A 17,166-nucleotide genomic window follows, 5' to 3' on the forward strand; every position below is an offset into this window, starting at 1 on the left:
GTATGAATATACAACATTCTGTTTATCAACTACTTACTTCTCTCAATCGTATATTGAACGAGCTGTTCGAGTGAATGACGGTGCGGGGAGTCCGCAAATTCGTATAGAAGTGCGCGTGCTTCCTCTACATAACGCTGCATGACCTGCTGTGCATAACCCAGGCCTCCCGAGTCCTTCACAAATGCGATCACTTCGCTTACTTTTTTGGGTTTGTGGCTTTCGTTGCGGATAATGTTAATGATCTTTCTCTTTTCCAGCCAGCTTGCCTTATTCAGCGCGTAAATGAGCGGGAGCGTCATTTTCTTCTCCTTAATGTCGATGCCAAGCGGCTTTCCGATCTCGTCCTCACCGTAATCAAAAAGGTCGTCTTTGATTTGAAACGCCATTCCTACTTTTTCGCCAAATGCGTGCATACGCTTCACAATGTCCGCAGTTGCGCCCACAGAACTGGCTCCCACCGCGCAGCAGGACGCGATAAGCGAGGCCGTTTTTTGTTTAATGATCTGATAATAAACTTCCTCGTTAATGTCCAGCCTGCGTGCTTTCTCGATTTGCAGTAATTCGCCTTCGCTGAGCTCCCTAACCGCAGTCGAAACGATTTTCAGTATATCGAACTCTCCGTGGTCCACAGACAAAAGCAAACCTCTGGAAAGCAGATAATCGCCTACAAGCACAGCTATTTTATTCTTCCACAATGCATTAACAGAGAAAAATCCGCGGCGGTAGTTGGAGTCATCCACCACATCATCGTGCACGAGCGTGGCCGTATGGAGCAGTTCGATCAATGCGCCGCCCCGGTAAGTCGATTCGGAAATTTGCCCGCAGACACCGGCAGAGAGAAACACAAACATGGGTCGGAGCTGCTTGCCTTTGCGGCGGACGATGTAATTCATGATCTGGTCCAGCAGCATTACATCACTCTTCATAAACTGACGAAACTTGTGCTCAAAAGCCTTCATTTCATCTGCAATCGGGACCTGAATTTCCTTTATTGAAAGGGTCATATTAATGGACGAGGGCTTCAACAATCCCTCCTGATATAAAAGGCGCTGAACAGAAGCGAAATTATATTTTTTTGGTTTTCCTGCTTCTGAACACTAATCTTCAAATTTGGAATAAAATCTTCTGTTTATATCAATTTTATTTTGAAAATGTTTAGAATTGAAAAAATAAGATATCACATGAAAGCACTCGTGCTGGGAGGAGGATCAATGAAAGGGGCTTTTCAGGTCGGCGTAATCCAGTCCGTGCTTGAAAACGGGTTTGAGCCCGATATGATTTACGGCATTTCTGTCGGCGCATTGAATGCAACATTCCTGGTCAATGAAGCAGGAAAACAGCTTCACGAAAAAAAAGAAATCCAATGGCCTGTTGCGGGGAGAAAACTACTGGAATTCTGGATCAAGAACATTACGCAGCCGCAGGACATTTCTATGCTCCGTTCCCGGGTAATGCTGGGTATGAACACATTAATGAGCCGTTTCGACGGGATTGTTGACCCTTTACCCCTGCATTCGCTCATACGCAAGCACGTGAGTGACGCGTTTATCCGCAACAGCCCGGTTAAGCTCAAAGTGGGCGCAGTAAATATTGGCAGCGGGGAAATAAAATATGCTTCGCCGGATCATGCGCATTTTTTGAGTTATGTCTACGCCAGTTCGTCTATTCCCATGTTAATGCCTGCGGTGGAAATTGAGCAGCAGCTTTATCTTGATGGAGGATTGCGCGAAGTGGCGCCTATCCGACAGGCCATTGAAGACGGCGCAACGGAAATTGTGCTGATCGCCTGCCATTCCCCGCTTTTATATCAACCGGAAGACATGAATTCCCGAAACCTGATCACCCTGATCGAGCGCGTCAGGGACATTACGGTGAACCAGATCGTCAACAGCAATATTGTTTGGGCAGAGTCTTTTGTAGACCGCTCCAATCTGCGTGGCAAGCCCATGAAATTAACAGTCGTCCGTCCCGCAACGCCGCTTTTTCTCGACCTGCAACATTTCACCTCCGAAGACATTTCCCGGCTCATCGTGGAAGGTTACCGCGCAGGGATGGAGTCGATTATGGCAGCGACGGAAAAAGTGCAGAAATAAACGCAGTTCTATAACATTAAAAAAGCCTGTCCCAACTCGGAACAGGCTTTTTTAATGCACCAATGAAATGCGTTATCGCGACATTAGTTAAAAATATAACGGATACCGATTTGCGCCTGCCATACGTCATTGATCGTACGACCTTTTACGAATGCGTCACGAACCAGGACCGTCTCACCAGCAATTACTTGTGTTCCCATTCTGTATGACGGAACGCCGTCAGCAGAAACACTTGCAAAGTTAAGCGGGGTCGACTGCGTAGAGTTGGAAGATACAGTAACCTGGTTTCCTACGCCCCATTTGTTGTTGATCATGTTTCCAATATTGAAAACGTCGGCACGAAGACGGATAATATTCTTCTTGTCTTTCGCTCCCACTTTTACATAGAAATCCTGCTCAACTGTAAGATCGAAACGGGTTAACCATGGGTAAGCACCGCCATTACGCTCTGTATATTGTCCTTTTCTTTTTGACAAGTATGGGTGGCTATCAATGTAGCTTTGAAAAGCCGCTGCCTGCTCCTCAGGTGAGAATGTGTAAGTTTTGCCATTCACCGTAGTAGTTGAAGTGACAAAATTGATTTCGGAAGCGCTTTTCGGCACATACAGCAAGTCATTATTCTGACCGTCACCATTCATGTCCGTCGAGCTGATGTAAGAAAGCTTTGTTCCGCTGTTGGAAACACCTCCCAAGGTGATCATTGTTGCTCCGCCAATTTTGCCACCATATTCTTTTCTGTAAGAAACGTAACCTACAAAGCGGTGACGAAGATCATTTCCAGACCAGGCAAGGTCAAGATTATTCAAACCATTGATCCCTGGCACGTTACCCTCAACTGTACTGGAAACAGAAGCAACGTCTTTCGCCTGCCCGTAAGTATAACCCACCATTCCACCGAAGCCGCGTGTTGCCGCTTTTTCCAGTTTTCCCGTGATCGAGTACGAATAACCTTTGTTTGTATTGGTCAAAACATAAACATTGGAAACGTCACCATTGATCAAACGCGCTGTTGTTGCCGCCTGTCCTGATAATCCGGATGCAGGGAAGCGGTCACGTGTGTCCGTTCCGGCGAAGTCTGCGGTTGCAGGTTTAAGGTTTACATCGATATAGCGGAGTGCATTGTAGTTTTTATTGAGAATCCCTTCTACGGTTGCAATTACGCCCCAGCCCAACTGCTGATCGATACCAATGTTGCTTTTCCAAACCTGTGGGAATCTCAGATCTTCATCTGAGGCATTAACCTGATATCCGGTCAGCTTTTTAGTGTCTGTTGGATTGTATCTTGTAGGATCCAGGGTGAAAGGGAAGTTCACTGTGTTGCTTCCTTGAACCGTTGCAGAGTTCACACCATTGTTACCCAATTGGTTGGAGATCAATACATAAGGAATTCTTGACAAGAATAAACCTGTTCCCCCGCGAACCTGGGTCATTCTGTTCCCTTTCACATCCCAGTTGAAACCGATCCTTGGAGAGAAATAAATGCGCGCTTTTGGGACATTTCCTGTGTTCACTTTGTAATCAGCGCCTTCATTGTCTTTAAATGTCAATGCTGCTACATCTGCGTTATAATATTGCTTTGATGTGTTCGGGATGGTGATGTAATCTCCGCGAAGACCGGCTGTAAGCTTGAAGTTCGGCGTAACCTGGATTTCATCCTGAATGTAAAGACTCGCCGTTTGTGTTTTGAAAACCTGCCAAGGTGGTGCCTGGCCCGGAAGCAATGAATAACGATAGTTAAAACGAACCAATGTGTCCGGCGCGACCGTCAGATTAGGATTCGCTAAGTATGCATTGGCAGCGTTTTTGAAATCCTGGATCGATTTGAATACATAAACACCATTGGAAGTCGGGAAGAACAAGTTGTTCGACTTGAAATGTTCGTAAGAAGCACCCAAAGTGAATGTATGCTTACCCGCAAAATACGTGAGGTTATCCGTAATGTTGAATGTGGAGTAATCCAAACGGTTGTTTGGCGTAAATGGATCGGAACCAATGGTCGTGTAAGTCGATCCGTCTTTCTGGATTTCCACAGTCGGGAAAATCGGCGCTTTGTATTTCCTGTCCTCGATCTGCTTGTTGAATGTTCCGATCAGGTTGTTTGCGAACTTCCCGCCGAAGTTGGAGTTCAATTCTGCGACGAACGAGCGCGTGTTGTCCTGGATAATGTAGCCCGTATTCTGGGGAGAAATCGCTGACAATGAGTTGGTACGGTTACCAAAACCTGCTGTATTACTACTATTGCTCTGGCTGATCAACACGTCCGAGTCAGAATCGTGGTGTGAGTAACGCAATGTCAGTTTATGTGCGTCGCTGATGTTGTAGTCAATGCGAGCAAGGAATTTGTTACTCTTGTTCTCGTTGTTAAATCCGTCGATGGCCCCGATGTCGTAGTCGAATTTTTCTTTCATGAAAGAACCCAGATCTTCGAGATCCGCCGCCGTTGTGCGCGAAACATTGTCTCCTGACTGCCCGCGGTTCAGCACGAAATCCAATGCAGGGCTGGAACGTTTCACAAATTCGCCGTTAACAAAGAAGAAAAGTTTGTTCTTAATAATTGGTCCGCCCAGACGGAACCCGGTTGTTTTTTCATTGAACTCAGTAACATTGATCTTGTTTCCGTCAGCCTTATCACCTGCAAGGCTTTTGTTTTTGAAAAAGTGGAAAACAGAACCTGAAAATTCGTTCGTTCCCGAGCGCGTTACCGCGTTAATGCCTGCACCCGCAAACCCGGACTGGCGAATGTCATAAGGTGCAATGTTGATCTGAACCTCTTCAATCGCGTCCAGCGAAATTGCAGAAGAGCCTGTCCGCCCGCCAGCTGCTGCCTCGTTACCCAAGCCGAAACCGTTGTTAAAAACAGAGCCGTCAATTGTAAAGTTGTTATACCGGCTGTCCTGGCCTCCGAAAGAGCGGCCGTTGCCGTATGCATTGTATTTCGTAATGTCATTCAACGTTCTGCCCAATGTAGGCAGGCTTGTAAGCAAGCCTTTGTTGAATGTCGTAGCTGCTCCCGTGCGGTCCGAGCTGAAAATATCGCTTCCGGCTCCCGTTACAATCACCTCGCTTAGTTCCGTTGAACCGTCCTGTAAATCAAAATTTACGTTTGCGGCCGTTCCGAGGTTAGCGAAAATGTTTTCCTGTGATTTGTCGCTGAAACCAACGAATGAAACCGTCACCGTGTAAGGTCCGCCCACACGCACTGCGGGGATCGTATAAAGTCCCTGATCATTGGTTACGGAGCCATATTTACTTCCGGATGGAACGTGAATTGCTACTACAGTCGCTCCTGGCAGCACTTCTCCTTTGCTGTCCGCTACACGACCCGTGATTGCTGATGAAGTTACCTGCGCCCGGACATCGGGAGTAAACAGGGATAATAGGAAGACAACCAGCGCTAGACTCGCTGCCCTGAAAAGTAAACTTTTCCCGTTCATAAATTTGGTTGATTTGGTTTGTAATATTAGTAGCTTCATCAATGACGATGAGTAATATTTACCGTAAAATAAATTCTTTTTTATTTTAATAACAAAATTGTAAATCCTACTAAAATGCAATACTAATAAGTGTAACTACTTGATTTGTTGGAATAATGCAGAATTCTGTAACAATACTTCAATATTTTTAGCATTATCAAATTGTTAACAAAAGCCAGGATGCGTCCCTGTGCTTTTAAAGCAATTTCTGATGTCTTGACAAGTTTTTTTAGCGACTTTTGCAATTCGTGCTTTTAGCAATGAAATAAAGTGATTAGTATTATTTCGACGGAGAAAAAATCAAATTAATCAGCATTCCATGCAACTCAATTATAAACAAATCGGTGACAACGGAAGACCACTGATCATTCTTCACGGCGTTTTTGGTTTCCTTGACAACTGGCTTACCATTGGCAAAACGATTTCCGAACACGGCTACAAAGTATTCCTGGTTGACCAGCGCCATCACGGCCGGTCGCCGCACGAAGGGCCGCTTGATTTTCCGACATTAGCAGCTGATTTGAAAGGATTTTTAGAAGAACATCAGATTTCCGATCCTATCCTGATCGGACACTCGATGGGCGGAAAGACTGTAATGGAATATGCCGTGACCTATCCCGAAAGCATTAAAGAGCTCGTAATCGTGGATATCGGCCCGAAGGCTTACCCTATTCACCACAAGAAAATATTGGAAGGGCTTAACGCGATCCAGATCGGTGAGATAGAAAACAGAAACCAGGCTGATGAAGTCCTTAGCGAATACGAACCGATTCTGGCTGTGCGCCAATTCCTGCTGAAAAACCTTTACAGAAAAGATGAAGGCGGCTTCGGCTGGCGGTTTAACCTGCCCGTTCTGACCTCGGATATGAGCAAAGTTGGAGCAGAAATTGTATCTGAACAAAAAATTGAAGCCCCCACCCTTTTTATCAAGGGTGAGAACTCCAAATACATTGTTGAAGAAGACTGGGAAGGAATACAGAAAATATTTCCGAATGCGCGGCTGGAAACCATTTCCGGCGCAGGGCATTGGGTGCAGGCAGAGCAACCGAAAGCTTTTGTGGCTGCGCTTCTAAAATTCCTGGATGAAACTATCTGACAAATTTAAGCCTTGGATTATTGCAGGGCTTAACAATCATCTCGCTGCCCGACATTTGAATTTCCCAACTCGGGCAATTCACGCAGTTGACAAGCGCGCATAATGGGTTGGCAGGAAGGGCTATTTGCGGCTTTACATCCATGACCGAACCATTAATGATGAGCGTTCCGGGTGCGCAGCACGCAGGTTTCCCGTCCGGCTCGAGGATAACGCCGTCAGATCGAAAGATCAGTGTATCTGCTTTACTCGGCTCAATGGGCTCCCAGACGTTTTTCGTGCCGTCTATCGCATTTTTTTCAGTTGCCGATAGATACCATTTGCCCTGAATGGATAAAAAGTCGGCGGCGCTCAAAGTGTCCATGGAGTCTTTTTTACACGACAACATCAAGGCGATACAGAAGGGTATGTATAGTAACCGTTTCATTGTTTTTAACTTTGTTCTTTCATGTATGATACAAATCATGTGAATAAGGTTGGAAGAAAAATTAAATTTCACATTAACTTATGAATCAGCCGCATACAAGGCTTTATCTTATCCCAACAGTTCTTGCAGATGATACTCAGCAGCAAGTGCTAAGCCCTCAGATCCTGAGCACGATCCAAAATCTGAATGTCTTCTTTGTGGAGAATGTCCGGACTGCAAGGCGTTTTATCAGCAGCCTGAAACTAGGGAAGGTGATTGACGGGCTTACGTTCATTGAGCTGCATAAGGATACGCCTGAGCATGTTACAATGGAACATTTGCGAAGCCTTAGCGAGGATGCAGGCGTGCTCTCGGAAGCGGGATGTCCCGGCGTTGCGGATCCCGGCGCAGTGGCGGTGGGCATTGCGCACAGGTTAGGCATTCGGGTGGTGCCGCTGGTGGGACCGTCATCTATTTTGCTGGCATTAATGTCGTCCGGGCTGAGCGGACAGTCTTTTGCTTTTCATGGATATCTGCCCATTGATAAGTCTGAACGAAAAAAAGCTTTGCAGCAGTTGGAACGTGATGCACGGCAAAGTGGTCAGACGCAGATTTTCATGGAAACTCCATTTCGAAATAACGCGTTTTTAGATGCAATTCTTGAAACCTGTGCAACAGACACGATGCTTTGTATTGCTGCCAATGTCACTGCTGAGGATGAGTTTATTAAAACAATGTCTGTCAAAAACTGGAAGGCGAATAAACCGGATCTGCACAAGAAGCCTACGATTTTCCTGATCGGGTAAAAGTAAAAATTGATACAATCTTTCCAACCATATGCAGGGTGAACTGATCTTAATGGTAATTAAAGTCAATAACTCAACTACAAAAAGCTTTACTTCGCCATGAAAAAATGGATCTTATTTTCCGCCCTGTCGCTGGCCGGATTAATGTCAGCCTGCAATGATGATGACTCGCTGAATCCAGTATTTATTTCTGATTCAGCCTTTGAGACGGGCACAGACGAATGGGTTGCTGAATTTGCAGAGTATTCTACGGAGACAGATTCTTTGACATTGCGTATGCTGGCGCGAAGGTCCCGGCTACCAACCGGCCTGGATACCAGTAAATATGCCTATATGGTTGAGGCTTCTAATGGCAGTGACGATATGTTTATGTATCTAAAAAAGAAACTGACCGGCTTGAATGCGAACCAGACCTACAACATTTCGTTTGAGGTAACCATCGCCACACATTATCCGGAAGGCGGCATAGGAGCTGGTGGTGCTCCCGGTGGCTCTATGTTTCTCAAAACCGGGGCCTCTGGTATTCAGCCAGCCAGAAAGCTGGTGAACAAAATATACGAGTTCAATCTTGATAAAGGCGCACAGTCAGAGGAAGGCGTGGACGCTGTGATCATTGGAGACGCAACAAATGGCACATCTGAAAGCACTTATAAGCTAGTTCGGAAGGCCAGCACAAAACCATTTGTAGCAAAGGCCAATGAAAAAGGTGAAATCTGGCTGTTCGTCGGAGTTGACTCCGGTTATGAAGGCATTAACACCGTTTACTACGACCGGATCAAAGCATTAATTTCCGCTCAGTAGAATACCAAAACAAAAATCGAAAATGAAGCGTCGCTGCACTACCGTGTAACGACGCTTTTGTTTTTGGCACATTAAAGGCTTCTTTCGGGTCGGTTTGCAAAGTGTTTTGTAACTTCGCCCGAAATTATTGCAGCTCTTAAAAATAGAAAATGACCACAGTCCAGACTTTCACATTCAACCCGTTTCAGGAAAATACCTATGTGCTTTACGATGAAACGGGCGAAGCGGTTATCATTGATCCGGGCTGTGTGGAGAAAGACGAATATCAGGAATTGTATAATTTCATTGAAGTCAACGGCTTGAAACCGGTTGAGATCATCAACACGCATGCACACATTGACCACGTCCTGGGCGTTGCGGCTGTAAAGCGGAAATACAATATTCCGTTCGCGCTGCACCAGATCGATGAGCCGTATTTAAAGGCAGTTAAAACTTACGCGTCCAATTACGGTTTTTATCAGTTTGATGAGCCTGAAATCGATCGTTACCTGACGGAAGGAGAAATCATAAAGTTTGGAAACTCGGAACTGGAAATCATTTTTGTCCCCGGTCATGCGCCCGGCCACGTTGCGTTTGTAAGTCACGCCGATCATTTCGTAATCGGGGGCGATGTGTTGTTTTATATGAGCATAGGCCGCTCCGATCTGCCAGGTGGAAATCACGAGACATTGATTCACAGCATTCGGACCAAAATGTTTACACTGCCCGAAGACTACAAAGTCTATGCAGGTCATATGCAAGCCACTACGATTGGTTTTGAAAAGAAAAACAATCCTTTTTTCAGATAATATGATCCGTCGCAACATCCCCAACGCCCTTACCTGTGGAAATCTTCTGTGCGGATGCATTGGAGTTGTAGAAGCGTTTCATAACAATATCGTCATTTCCTGCATTCTGATTGGCGTAGCGCTTGTTTTTGACTTTTTCGACGGTTTCCTTGCCAGATTGCTAAAAGTGAGCTCTGCCATTGGAAAGGATCTTGATTCACTGGCCGATATGGTTACGTTCGGTTTGCTGCCTTCTATTATCATTTACCAGCTCCTGATGCAAAGCATTCCCGATCTATTCGGTATTTGGAAGGCTTATCCCGCATTCATCATCGCCATTTTCTCAGCAATCAGGCTGGCAAAGTTCAACAATGATCCGCGGCAAAGCGATTCGTTTATCGGAGTGCCTACTCCCGCCAACGCAATGCTCGTCGCATCCTTGCCGATTATCATTCTTACCGAAGATCCTTTTTGGAAAGAAATAATTGTCAACACCAATAACCTGCTCATATTTTCGGTGATAATGTCCTATTTGCTCGTGATGGAAATGCCACTGATCGCATTGAAATTCAAGCACTTCGGATGGAAAGGCAACGAGTTTCGCTTTCTCTTGATAGGGCTGACTATCATTTTAGTGGTAACACTCAAAATCCTCGCTGTGCCGGCAATTATTATTCTCTACATTCTGCTTTCCATCGTGGACAACGTCACGAAAAAGGGTCGATCAATTGGTAACATTTAGTTTTTGTTGCAACTTTGCCCACTGTATTTCACGTTAATTTTTTGCAAAAAAATATGGCTTTCTCTAGAATAACCGGCCTTGGCTATTACGTTCCGGATAACATTATCACCAATAATGACCTAACCAAGTGGATGGAGACATCGGATGAATGGATTCAGGAAAGGACGGGAATTCGTGAGCGCCGCTATTTCGAGCACGGGAAAGACACCAATTACAGCATGGCTGCCGCAGCCTCGCGGCAAGCTTTGGAACGTGCCGGTTTAGCGCCCAACGACATTGATGTAATTGTATATGCCACCATTACACCCGACTATTTCTTCCCCGGATCTGCCTTTCTTATGCAGCGGGAGCTCGGCATGGATGGGAAGCCAGTGATAGACATTCGCCAGCAATGTTCGGGATTTGTATATGCGCTTTCTATTGCAGACCAATTCATTAAATCAGGCATGTACAAGACCGCGCTGGTGATCGGCAGCGAGATTCAGTCGTCCTGGATCGACAAGACTACTGCGGGCAGAAACACGGCCGTTATCTTCGGAGATGGCGCAGGAGCAGCGGTTCTTACCGCCACTGAAGATCCCCAACATTGTATATTATCTACACACCTTCATGCAGATGGACGTTTTGCAGAGGATCTTTTTGTAAAAGAACCAGGCAGCAGCAGACCCGGACGCGCAGCAACAAAAGAAATGCTGGATGAAGGCGGCTTCAATGTGCATATGAATGGGAATGCAGTCTTCAAACACGCAATCGTGCGTTTCGGAGAGGTCATTAATGAAGCTTTGGAAGCCAATGGATATCAGCAAAGCGACCTGGATTTACTGGTTCCGCATCAAGCCAATATCCGCATCAGTGACTATGTCCGCCAGCAATTAGGACTCGATGAGGCACAAGTCGTTAACAACATTCAACGTTTTGGCAACACCACGGCGGCTTCTATCCCGATTGCCATGGCCGAAGCCTGGGAACAGGGCAGGTTGCAAGACGGCAACCTGATTTGTCTGGCAGCATTCGGAAGCGGGTTTACGTGGGCTTCCGCGCTGATCAGGTGGTAAAATGAACTAATACTGTCCTATTGAAAGCATTACAAGGGTACATCCCTCTATTGGTATGATATTTTTATCTTCTAGTATGCTTTTAAATTCAGGATTCTCTGTACCAGGGTTAAAGATGACGCGTTTAGGATTTAAAGAAATAATATAATCATAGTACTCGGGCTGATGGCTTGGATTAATGTACAACGTTACCGTATCCACATCCTTCCAGTCTTGTTTGTCCAGATGAATTTCTTCGCCTAATGCAGTTCCTTTTCTCCGGCCAAGGAGCAATATCGGATGTCCGTAGGTTCTGAGTTTTTGTGCAGCCAGATAAGCGTATCTGGAAGGGTTTGATGTTGCACCTAAGATGAGCGTGCGCTTCATATGAATGGATTTAGTGAAACAAAAAAGGAATCAGATCCTTTAAACACTATTAATAACATGGAAAGAATACAAAATCGTTTCCTTCACCAAAAGCCGGTCTCGATAAGTGCATCAAAATAGCTATAAACCAAATTATATATCTTGAATCAAAATGAATGAGTCAAATGTAAGTCGGAGTTTCTGGAACGAAAAGTGGGCAAAAATTATATTCGACGAAATCGAGAACGCTCCTCATTATGAAGTATCGAACTATGGCAGATTAAAGAGTTTTCAAAATAATCCAAAGGAAGGTGCAGTTATAAAGGGTTCTGTAATACAAGGTTACAGGTCTTTAAACATACGTGTGGCTGGCGGTAAAACTATTAACAGATATGTGCACAAGCTGGTAGCGGAACATTTTGTTGATAAACCAAGCGACGATCACGTGTTTGTGATCCATTCGGACTTCGAAAAGCAGAACAATTATTTCGAAAATCTGAAATGGGTGACGAAGGCAGAAATGATTGATCACAACCGTGAAAATCCTGCTTTCATTAACCGTGTTATACCGAGAAGGACTAAAAATTATAAACTGACGGAGAGTAAAGTGCGGATCATTAAAAAGCTGTTGAAGAACGACAATAACCGCTTGAAAATGATCGCGAAGCAATTTGGCATCACGCATACGCAGCTCAACAGGATCCGTTCAGGAGAAAATTGGAAACATGTAACCATTGAGGATTAAAGGAAATACTTAACTACTTTTTTTCGTCCGTAGAAACCGTATAACCTGTGCCGTTCGCGCCTTCTTCGTAATCGACCGATAAACCGATTACGTACATGAGGTGTCGCCTGTCTACAAAGATCTTGATATCGTCCACCATATAAGTCTGGTCATGCTCTGTTGCAGTGTCAAAACCGAGCATGAACGAACCGCTGCATGCACCGCCTTTGAGTCCCACTCTTAATCCATAAGAGTCAGGAATTTTGTTGGCAGCTAAGGTTGTCTTTATTTCCGATTTGGCCTTTTCCGTGAGCTGAACGGGACTTTCCATTTTGAAATCTGGTACAATGTTCTGTTAAGTATAACCATGAACACGAATCCATTGCAATCCATTCGCTATTTCAAATAATTCTCTGCTTAATGCAGTTATTCCTTTAATTTTGCGGTTTATTGATAAAATCAGCATACTAAAAACGATGGAATATTATTCACTGCTTGTCATTTTTGTTCTTGGAATAGCCATTATATACGGCATTTACGCAACTATCACGACCGTAGCAGCCAAATTATCAGAGAAGCAAAGATGGGAAATCCGGGGTAAACACACCGATATTACCCTTCCATTACGATTGCAGGCTTACGAACGCATGTGCCTCTTCCTAGAACGGATTACACCTAATAATTTGTTGTTAAGACTGGTGCCTTCTGCAATGAGCGCATTGGAACTGCAACAAATTTTATTGCATGAGATCCGCGAGGAATATAACCACAATGTTGCACAGCAATTGTATATCAGTGCCAATGCATGGGAACAGGTTACCAATGCGATGAATGAAACCGTTGCGGTTATTAACCAGGCATCTACGGAAATCCCTGCCGATGCCCCTCCCGCAGATCTTGCCAAGAAAATATTTTCCCACGTGATCGAAAAAGAGGTGCAACCTGCTTCGCATGCTTTGAAAGTGCTGAAAGAAGAAATCAGGACATTATTTTAAAAAGAAAAGAGTGCTGACGGCCCATGCCGGAAGCCTGGCCATAAAAAATGCTTTATCCCAATACATTAGAACAAAAATTAGGTTTTGACAAACTGCGTGAGCGGTTGAAAGAAGCCTGTATAAGTCCGCTTGGACAAAATTTCGTAGAGAAAATAAAATTTTCCGAAAACTTCGGGCTTGTTGAAAAACTTGTAAGTCAAACCGCTGAAATGCAGAAAATCATGCAGATCGGCGAAAATTTCCCTTCGCAAAACTATATTGACGCAACTCCATACCTGAAACGCGCAGCAATTGAAGGAATGTTGCTGACACAGGCGGAGTTTTCAGATATTAAAGTTTCGTTACTGACAATCCGACTTTGTCTTCGCTTTTTCGAAAATGAAGAGCCGGAAGCCTATCCTATTTTGGGTGAGTATGCCAAAACAATTCGTGTCGATAAAGCAATTACGGACGCTATCGACCGCATTATTGATGATCGCGGACAGATCAGAGATTCGGCTTCTTCTGAATTATCGCGCATTAGAAAAAGGCTGATATCGGAACAAGCAGGCATTAGAAAGAAGCTGGACACAATCTTGAAATCTGCCCGGAGTAACGGCTGGATCGCTGACGATGTGTCGCTTACCGTGCGGAATGGGCGAATGGTGATCCCCGTTGCCGCTGAACATAAGCGTAAGTTGCGGGGTTTTATCCATGACGAATCGGCGACAGGACAAACGGTTTTTATTGAACCAACGGATGTTTTTGAATCCAACAATGAAATCCGTGAACTGGAATACGAAGAGCGCCGCGAAATCAACCGCATCCTGCTGGAATTAACCGCTCAACTTCGGCCATTCGTGCCGGATCTGCAAAAAGCATATGGCTTTCTGGGATTAATGGATTTCCTGAGAGCAAAAGCAAAACTGGCTGCGGAAATGGGCGCGGTTAATCCGCCGTTTTTCAACAAACAATTCATCGACTGGCGCGACGCTAGGCATCCATTACTACATCTTTCCTTTCAAAAACAGGGAAAGAAAGTGGTTCCGCTCAACATTGAATTGCAGGAAAAACAGCGCATACTGATCGTTTCGGGGCCTAATGCCGGTGGAAAATCTGTGTCGCTCAAAACTGTCGGATTGATCCAGTATATGTTCCAATGCGGCTTGCTGGTTCCAGTTGCGGAAGGTTCAACAATGGGTTTTTTCCAAAACATTTTCATTGATATCGGTGACGAACAATCGCTGGAAAATGACCTGAGCACGTATAGCTCGCATTTGACTAACATGCGACATTTTCTGGCAATGGCCAACCGGCGCACATTGTTCCTGATCGACGAGTTTGGAACAGGAACTGAACCGGGCTTAGGTGGCGCAATAGCGGAAGCGATTCTTGAAAACCTTACAAAATCGGGTGCTTACGGAGTAATTAACACGCATTATACCAACTTGAAAGTGCTTGCCGACAAAACGGAGGGCCTTGTAAATGGAGCGATGCGCTTTGACGGTGAACATTTGGAACCACTCTATCAACTCGAAATAGGACGGCCGGGAAGTTCATTTGCATTTGAGATTGCTTCAAAAATAGGTTTGCCCAATGCGGTGGTTGACCGTGCGAAAGAGAAGCTGGGAAACCAGCAGGTGAATTTCGAAAAGCTTTTGAAGGAACTCGACATTGAAAGACGCGTTTTTGCTGAGAAGAACATTGAAGTCGGCATTAAGGAGCGGAAACTGGCAAAGCAGCTCGCAGATTACACTTTGCTAAAAGAAAATCTGGAAAACAATGAGAAAAAGATTGTCAACGAGGCCAAGCAAAAGGCCAAAACCCTCATTTCAGACGCGAATCAGCTGATTGAAAATACAATCCGCGAGATAAAGGAAAACAAAGCAGAGAAAGAAAAGACGAAAACTGTCCGGGTTGAACTTGAAAAATTCGGCAAGAAAAACCTGGAACTCGAACAAGTTACCGAACCCACGCCAGCAGAAGAAATTTTCGAACCGGAAAGCGGCGACATTATCCCTGGAAGTTATGTCCGGATCATCGGGCAGACAGCCATTGGCGAGGTGATCGGACTAAGGGGGAAAGATGCAGAAGTTCGGATAGGAGATTTGAAATCGACCATCAAGCTTAACAGGCTCGAAAAGGTTTCAAACAAAACCTATAAAGCAGCAACCGGCGAGAAAAAGCTGAAAACGAGCGCAAAAGGTGTGGACTTGAACGAGCGGATGCTCAATTTCAGTTTCAACCTGGATATGCGCGGCAAGCGCGGCGAAGAAGCACTTACCCTAGTGGACCAGTTTATGGATAACGCCATTATGCTCGGCTATGACGAGTTGCGCATTGTGCACGGTAAGGGCGACGGAATCCTGAGAACATTGGTCAGAAACCATTTGAGAGGTTACTCGCAGGTTTCCGGCATGCAAGACGAGCATCCGGACCGCGGTGGAGCCGGCGTGACCATTGTGAAGTTGAAATAGGCCTCATTGACCACATAGCAAACAAAAAGAGGGTGCCTATGGCACCCTCTTGCATTTTATAATGTCTCAGAATTAATGCGCAGCTGCCGTTGAAGTCGTCGTAGCCGGACGGCCTTTCATCCAGAAGAACAAAATTCCGAATGCGACGATCAGGATCGCAGGGAAAATGATCATAGTGCTGAGCGTTGCCTGTCCGGCTGCCAGTTCCATTTCATCGCCTGTCAAACCTGCTGCTATTTTCTCAGCTTTGGCATCATCCAGCCACCTACCAATAACCGGTTGCCAGATCGCCGTTGAAAACATACCAACACCTCCCACAAGAGACATTCCCAAAGCGCCGCTAAGAGGCACGTTCTGTGCAATAAATCCAATCATTGTCGGCCAGAAAAGTCCAACACCCATCGCGAAAATAACCGCTGCCGCATAAGCCGCTCCACCTGTTACTGTGCTGAAAAGATAGATCCCAATTGCGGCTAATATAGACGATCCCCAAAGAATTCCGGTTGCACCGAGAAGTTTCACGATTGGAGCAGCGAAGAAGCGGATCAAAGCCATTAAGCCAGTTACAAGCGCAAGAATAAGCATAGGACTTGCACCGCTTTTGCTCATGATCAGTCCAGTCCATTGCTGTGGTCCAAACTCAGAAATCGCTGTCAGGGCCATGCAAAGGAAGATAAATATAAATAAAGGCGAAGCCATTGCTTTCAAGTTCTCGCCGATAGAAGTTACGCCCGCAACGTGTGGCTTAGGGAACGCCTGCCCCCAGAATAAGAATGCATAAATAACAGCTGGGATCATAATTACCCAGATTTGCGCCTGCCATCCAAGGTTAGCATCTGTCATAAACTTCGATATTAAGCTTCCGACAACAATTCCGCCCGGGAACCACATGTGAAAGCGGTTAAGCATCTTGTTCATTTTCAAACCTTCGTAAGTGTCGGCTATCATCGGGTTACAAGCAGCCTCTGTACATCCGTTTCCGATTCCAATAAAAAATGTCGAGATCAAAAGGCCGGTATAACCGCCTGCATATATGGTAAGAAGGATGCCGATAACATGGCAAACAAATGCAATTTGCATGATAATTTTGGGGCCCACCGTGTGGTAAACAAGTCCGCCAATGATCATGGACAATGGAAACCCAAGGAAAAACATGAGGTTAATAAAACCAAGCTGCTCCGCGGTCAGGCCAAACTCATCCCCCAGCTGCGGAAGTATCCCAGCCCGGATACTGAAAGAAAAAGCGGTGGTAATGAGGGCAAAACAACTTGCATTAAAAAGCCTGCCACTGTTGATTGTTTGAGTCATAAGACTAAAAGGGTTTGTTATTTAAAATAAGATAATTACGAGCCTGACGACTAATGTTTTTATGAAAGAATTTCACAGAAAAAACAAATTAACGCTTTTTCT

Annotated in this window: 16 protein-coding genes; 10 read left to right on the forward strand and 6 right to left on the reverse strand. The window is 45.2% G+C overall.

The features are described from left to right. Nucleotides 1-29: 29 nt before the first annotated feature. Nucleotides 30-1,004 (reverse strand): polyprenyl synthetase family protein, encoded by a 975-nt coding sequence (locus tag B5X68_RS04190; protein ID WP_082213385.1) that lies wholly within the window; start codon nt 1,002-1,004, stop codon nt 30-32. Nucleotides 1,005-1,181: 177 nt separating this feature from the next. Here B5X68_RS04190 and B5X68_RS04195 point away from each other — a divergent pair, with 177 nt between their 5' ends. Continuing rightward, entirely contained in the window at nt 1,182-2,093 is a 912-nt protein-coding gene (locus tag B5X68_RS04195) for a patatin-like phospholipase family protein (RefSeq protein WP_082213985.1), read from the forward strand. An 83-nt stretch (nt 2,094-2,176) separates the two neighbouring features. Here B5X68_RS04195 and B5X68_RS04200 read toward each other — a convergent pair whose 3' ends face one another. Beyond that, entirely contained in the window at nt 2,177-5,527 is a 3,351-nt protein-coding gene (locus B5X68_RS04200; protein ID WP_082213986.1) for a TonB-dependent receptor, read from the reverse strand. Between the two features lie 358 nt (nt 5,528-5,885). On the opposite strand from B5X68_RS04200, the gene B5X68_RS04205 reads away from it, so the two are divergent. Continuing rightward, complete coding sequence (locus tag B5X68_RS04205) at nt 5,886-6,662, forward strand: alpha/beta fold hydrolase (protein ID WP_082213386.1); 777 nt, start codon at nt 5,886-5,888, stop codon at nt 6,660-6,662. On the opposite strand, the gene B5X68_RS04210 is transcribed toward B5X68_RS04205, so the two are convergent. After that, on the reverse strand, nt 6,655-7,023 hold the full coding sequence (locus B5X68_RS04210; RefSeq protein WP_229208273.1) for a hypothetical protein: 369 nt from the start codon (nt 7,021-7,023) through the stop codon (nt 6,655-6,657). The genes B5X68_RS04205 and B5X68_RS04210 overlap by 8 nt on opposite strands. Before the next feature lie 143 nt (nt 7,024-7,166). On the opposite strand from B5X68_RS04210, the gene B5X68_RS04215 reads away from it, so the two are divergent. The 5 genes from B5X68_RS04215 to B5X68_RS04235 all read left to right on the forward strand — a co-directional run bounded on the left by B5X68_RS04215 (nt 7,167) and on the right by B5X68_RS04235 (nt 11,236). Next, nucleotides 7,167-7,871 (forward strand): SAM-dependent methyltransferase, encoded by a 705-nt coding sequence (locus B5X68_RS04215; RefSeq protein ID WP_082213387.1) that lies wholly within the window; start codon nt 7,167-7,169, stop codon nt 7,869-7,871. Between the two features lie 99 nt (nt 7,872-7,970). After that, complete coding sequence (locus B5X68_RS04220) at nt 7,971-8,672, forward strand: hypothetical protein (RefSeq protein WP_082213388.1); 702 nt, start codon at nt 7,971-7,973, stop codon at nt 8,670-8,672. Nucleotides 8,673-8,821: 149 nt separating this feature from the next. Beyond that, on the forward strand, nt 8,822-9,460 hold the full coding sequence (locus B5X68_RS04225) for an MBL fold metallo-hydrolase (protein WP_082213389.1): 639 nt from the start codon (nt 8,822-8,824) through the stop codon (nt 9,458-9,460). 1 nt (nt 9,461) lies between these two features. After that, the gene (gene pssA / locus B5X68_RS04230; protein ID WP_082213390.1) at nt 9,462-10,181 is read left to right on the forward strand and encodes a CDP-diacylglycerol--serine O-phosphatidyltransferase; all 720 of its coding nucleotides are present in this window, start codon (nt 9,462-9,464) and stop codon (nt 10,179-10,181) included. Between the two features lie 53 nt (nt 10,182-10,234). Next, nucleotides 10,235-11,236 (forward strand): 3-oxoacyl-ACP synthase III family protein, encoded by a 1,002-nt coding sequence (locus B5X68_RS04235; RefSeq protein ID WP_082213391.1) that lies wholly within the window; start codon nt 10,235-10,237, stop codon nt 11,234-11,236. Between the two features lie 6 nt (nt 11,237-11,242). On the opposite strand, the gene B5X68_RS04240 is transcribed toward B5X68_RS04235, so the two are convergent. Beyond that, on the reverse strand, nt 11,243-11,602 hold the full coding sequence (locus tag B5X68_RS04240; RefSeq protein WP_082213392.1) for a CoA-binding protein: 360 nt from the start codon (nt 11,600-11,602) through the stop codon (nt 11,243-11,245). 151 nt (nt 11,603-11,753) lie between these two features. Here B5X68_RS04240 and B5X68_RS04245 point away from each other — a divergent pair, with 151 nt between their 5' ends. Next, entirely contained in the window at nt 11,754-12,326 is a 573-nt protein-coding gene (locus tag B5X68_RS04245; RefSeq protein ID WP_082213393.1) for an NUMOD4 domain-containing protein, read from the forward strand. 13 nt (nt 12,327-12,339) lie between these two features. On the opposite strand, the gene B5X68_RS04250 is transcribed toward B5X68_RS04245, so the two are convergent. Beyond that, the gene (locus B5X68_RS04250; RefSeq protein WP_082213394.1) at nt 12,340-12,636 is read right to left on the reverse strand and encodes a HesB/IscA family protein; all 297 of its coding nucleotides are present in this window, start codon (nt 12,634-12,636) and stop codon (nt 12,340-12,342) included. Nucleotides 12,637-12,781: 145 nt separating this feature from the next. Here B5X68_RS04250 and B5X68_RS04255 point away from each other — a divergent pair, with 145 nt between their 5' ends. Then, nucleotides 12,782-13,300, forward strand: a complete 519-nt coding sequence (locus tag B5X68_RS04255; protein WP_082213395.1) for a DUF7935 family protein — start codon at nt 12,782-12,784, stop codon at nt 13,298-13,300. Nucleotides 13,301-13,347: 47 nt separating this feature from the next. After that, entirely contained in the window at nt 13,348-15,756 is a 2,409-nt protein-coding gene (locus tag B5X68_RS04260; protein WP_082213396.1) for an endonuclease MutS2, read from the forward strand. A 72-nt stretch (nt 15,757-15,828) separates the two neighbouring features. On the opposite strand, the gene B5X68_RS04265 is transcribed toward B5X68_RS04260, so the two are convergent. Beyond that, on the reverse strand, nt 15,829-17,064 hold the full coding sequence (locus tag B5X68_RS04265) for an MFS transporter (RefSeq protein WP_082213397.1): 1,236 nt from the start codon (nt 17,062-17,064) through the stop codon (nt 15,829-15,831). Between the last annotated feature and the right edge of the window lie 102 nt (nt 17,065-17,166).

It is taken from the genome of Dyadobacter psychrophilus (assembly GCF_900167945.1).
GTDB classification, from domain to species: Bacteria; Bacteroidota; Bacteroidia; order Cytophagales; family Spirosomataceae; genus Dyadobacter; species Dyadobacter psychrophilus.